Here is a 3945-nt window from a genome sequence, read left to right as displayed (position 1 = left end):
TAAGTGCATAACATCTTTCTCCCTTTGGACTATAACCATATGGATAATCGTCTCGATTATCAAATCCTGCTTCATCTACATAAACTAAATTGTTCGACGGTTTTTCCTGAAGTTTATCTTTAAATTGTTTTCTTTTCTTTTCATCTCTTTCTTTATATCCGTAAGTTTTTTTTTCTAGTTATACCTAACTTTTTAATTCCATCACTGACGTTTTGCTGTGTGAGATTCTCCCCCCACTTTTCCGCCATTTGTTGCTGTATTTTATCTTTATGTTGTCTCACAAACTGTTTGAATCTCTCTAAATCTTGAATTTTGCGATTATCTTTAAGCGCTCGCTTGGCGAGCGCTTTGAAGTCTCCTGTTTCCTGTTATCTCTTCAGCTATAGGTCTAGGGTATTACGGCTAATTTTCATCAATTGGCAAATAGCTATCTTCTTTTCCCCTCTATAATACGCATGTACTGCTTTTTTTCTTAAATCGTAGCTATAAGGAGCAGGCATTTTTTCTTTCTTTTGGCGATCGCCTTAATTCTAGCTAACTTTGTCCTAACCTAGCCTCGTATTGCTATAGCTTCAATCCAATAAGAGTACCAGATTAACCCAGCTGGTAGTGTTGCAAAAAATGAAGTCAAGCTTGTATTATGACTAAAACTTAGTTAGCTACGAGACTCGATGAACACAAAGCAGCCATTTAAATGGAAACACTTTCAGGGAAAAATAATTTTACTTTGTGTTCGTTGGTATCTAAAGTATGCCTTCGTAATACGTTGGGTTAGAAAAACAGGAGAAAAGAGCTCAAATGGAAATCAAACCTATACTAGACCTGTAGTTGCTTAATTAGATGAGTTATTTGCGTAGCTTATCCTTTAAGACAAACATTTGTCGGTAGAAAAAAAATAAAAGATGGGTTTGGACAGATTTAAACAAGGATTATTCGGAAATTTTAGAATATGTCATCGGGGATAGAAGCTCAGAAATCTTTGAATAATTATGGGGAAAAATCAAGAATTGGAATTGTTATTTTTGGATAACAGATGGTTATAAAGTTTATCCGAAATTTGTGCCTGATGGAGATCAGATGATCGGTATAAACATATATGACGAGAGTTGAGAGAGAAAACAGTCGTTTACGGCATTATTTAGCCAGGTTGCATCGTAAAACTTTTTGTTATTCCAAGTCAGAAGAAATGTTATTCTTGTAAATAAAACTGTTAATTTACTACTTAAAAGATAAAAAGCTTTCTGGGATAATTTGAATTTAATTTTGTTATCAATGGCATTGGCGATCGCCAGTTATTTAAACAGTTTTCAACTTAACAAAAAATCCCGAATCATCCCGCAATGATGCAACGCCTCGGGGTGAGAAGTAAAGTGATCGAACTATTGAGCAGATTATTGAGGTTGAGATTGATAAGGATCACTTAGTAAGGGAGCTTGAGCAGTTGACAGGATTAAACTAAAGCTCAAGGAGCAATTGCTGGAAATTAACTTTATACTAAAACTTGATTAGTAGAGAAATTCTCTGCACCAATATCACTGGCATTAACTCCAAATAGGGCGACTAATTTTTCATTCGTGTCAGTTACGCTAATCAAACTCTGACCTGCGCCTTGGGTTATCGTCAGGTCTTCAAACGCCAGACCATTATCTAGCAAGAAGGAATCAGTACCGTCTCCATAGTCAAAGATCCGATCTAGTCCATCGCCCTCTCTCAACACAAATTGGTCAGCGCCCATATTTCCAAGTAGTAAGTCGTCATCTGCTCCCCCGTCAAGAAGATCATCGCCTTTACCACCGACGAGGAAATCTCGACCGTCGCCACCCAAAAGACCGTCATTGCCCTGGTTTCCATATAGTCGATCTTCTCCAGTTCCGCCATCAAGAGTATCGTCACCATTTCTACCGATAAGAAGATCGATATTATTCCTACCGTCAATAAAGTCCTTGGCTTGAGTTCCAACAAGGAAGTCTTCGTTAGGTGTACCAGAAATAATATCAAATAGATTTGAGGGATTGAGCCGTTGAGCAAAAATACCTTCAGTCGTACCTCCTTCTGTCCAAGCGACTGCAAACTCCTGCAAATCGTCATTGGCAATTACTGAAGAACCAGAGATAATATCATCGGCAATAGGAAAAGGCTCTTCAAGTAGATTGCCCGAGGCACTGATAAACTGACCAAACAAGCCAGATTCGTTTGTCCCTGTAAGCAAATAAATTCCTAGACTTTCACTGAAGTCAATTCCAACAGCACCATCAAAGAAGCCGTCGCTCAATAGGATTTCTTCTCCAATTAAAGTTCCATCGGCATCTACCAATTGAGCGCTAATTTGCTGCTCTTGAGGAAGATTATAAGCGACAAAAAACTGAGTGTTAATGGGATCGAACTCTGTGAAAATAGGGTCAAAAGGTGGCGCTCCCTGTGCAGTTAATGGTTGGGTAATTTCAATTACTTCACTGATTAAAGTGCCATTTGCATCAATCAGTCGACCCTCTACAGCATAATCAGGGTCTTGTCTGCGCCAAGTTGCCAAATACTGATTATCTACACTATTAAAGGCAACCTCTCCGTTAGGCGCACTGTCTGTTTCATCAGGATCGAGACGAACGCTCGATCCAATTAAATCTCCCTCAGCACTAATCTGCTGACTGAAGATTTTATTATTAGGTTCAAATATCCTACTGGTTTGGAAGTATTCGTTAACTTCGGGGTTGTGGAGCAAACTAATTTCAAGCCCAGCATCATCAATAGCAAAATTGCCTCCAATCAATTCACTGTCAGCTTCAAGTAGTTGACCCACAGAACTATTAAAAGGCAAGATTGGGTCTTCTTGAACTCGAAAACTGACAAGATATTGGTTGTCAATTTTGTTATAAGCGACAACTGGATCGATATTAATGTTAGCACTTTGGGATAATTTGATATTTTCTCCAATCAAAGAGCCTGTTGAAGAGAATCTTTGTGATGTTACTGTTCTTCCTTGATTAGTGACAAAATCCCATACTGCTATGTATTCTTTCTCAGTGCTGTTGTATGCTAAGGATGGTAGTAGGCCTACATCGTCTGAATTAAGTTCTTCGGAGAGTTCAATAGATTCCCCAACCAGAACACTGTCTTCGCTATTTATATTCATATCGAAGTGGTTAGAAATAGAACAATTAGTTAACATAATTAATTAACTTATATATAAAAAAGGCTTAAAAGTTATAAGTATCTATTAAAAATTAATAAACTGACTACTCCTAGCATTACTGTGATACATGCAGATACCTCTCGATTGTCTCCCCGTCAGGTAGTGCAGCCTAAACCGTTCCTGAATATAATTTTACTAGGAGTTGATAGTTATGCCTGAAGTTAAGTTTGGTCGTAAAGATGAACCTTCGACTCAATTTCACAAGAGTGAAGATCTGATTGCTATCCTTACTAGATCGAGACGTTCGGCGACAGTAGTTCCTGTCCCAACAGCCATCTCTGCGGAATTATTAGGGGGTTAATTAGTTCTATCATTTCCCGAAGTAGGAGTTGAGGTTTATCAAGTACCAACTGGGAGTGGACAAAGATCGATTGACGAACGCAAAACGGCTCTACGCCGATTACCAGATGTTCGTTTTGCTGGCGGAGTATTAGTAGACGAACAATCGGAAGAACCTGTTGTCTATACTGAAAATTTATTTATTAAATTTACTGATACTACCGATCCTGATGATTGTAAGACGATTATCCGAGAAGTTGGTCTTACCATTAAAGAAGAGTTAAGCTACGCTACCAATGCTTTTCTTGTTGTGGCGGCAGAAGGAAGAGAAGATGGGTTGTGTCGCAAAAATTGAGATATGACAAGAAAAAGTGTTAATTTAAGGACTTGCTGGCTCTCACTAAACTCTGGTTCATGGTTTCATCCCCACTCTTCAAATGGCAACACTTTCGCTGCACGAAATTATTTTACTCAAT

At 38.4% G+C, this 3945-nt stretch carries 2 protein-coding genes and 1 pseudogene; 2 read left to right on the top strand and 1 reads right to left on the bottom strand.

Features of this window, described 5'->3' with window-relative positions; genetic code table 11:
• The first annotated feature begins 871 nt into the window (after positions 1-871).
• A pseudogene (locus tag V6C71_15100) lies at positions 872-1201 on the top strand (IS1 family transposase).
• Between the two features lie 288 nt (positions 1202-1489).
• Here the strand turns inward: V6C71_15100 and V6C71_15095 are convergent.
• Complete coding sequence (locus tag V6C71_15095; GenBank protein ID HEY9769796.1) at positions 1490-3130, bottom strand: hypothetical protein; 1641 nt, start codon at positions 3128-3130, stop codon at positions 1490-1492.
• A gap of 211 nt (positions 3131-3341) precedes the next feature.
• On the opposite strand from V6C71_15095, the gene V6C71_15090 reads away from it, so the two are divergent.
• Positions 3342-3491, top strand: a complete 150-nt coding sequence (locus V6C71_15090) for a hypothetical protein (GenBank protein HEY9769795.1) — start codon at positions 3342-3344, stop codon at positions 3489-3491.
• Positions 3492-3945: the final 454 nt, after the last annotated feature.

Origin of the sequence: Coleofasciculaceae cyanobacterium, from assembly GCA_036703275.1 — a bacterium.
Classification (GTDB): domain Bacteria; phylum Cyanobacteriota; class Cyanobacteriia; order Cyanobacteriales; family Xenococcaceae; genus Waterburya.
The sequence above is the reverse complement of the archived record's forward strand: the minus strand, read 5'-3'. Positions and strand labels throughout refer to the sequence as shown.

Excerpts from the sequence above, each read along its gene's own strand:
- V6C71_15090 (HEY9769795.1), top strand. The coding sequence starts at position 3,342 with ATGCCTGAAGTTAAGTTTGGTCGTAAAGATGAACCTTCGACTCAATTT.
- V6C71_15095 (HEY9769796.1), bottom strand. The coding sequence starts at position 3,130 with ATGAATATAAATAGCGAAGACAGTGTTCTGGTTGGGGAATCTATTGAA.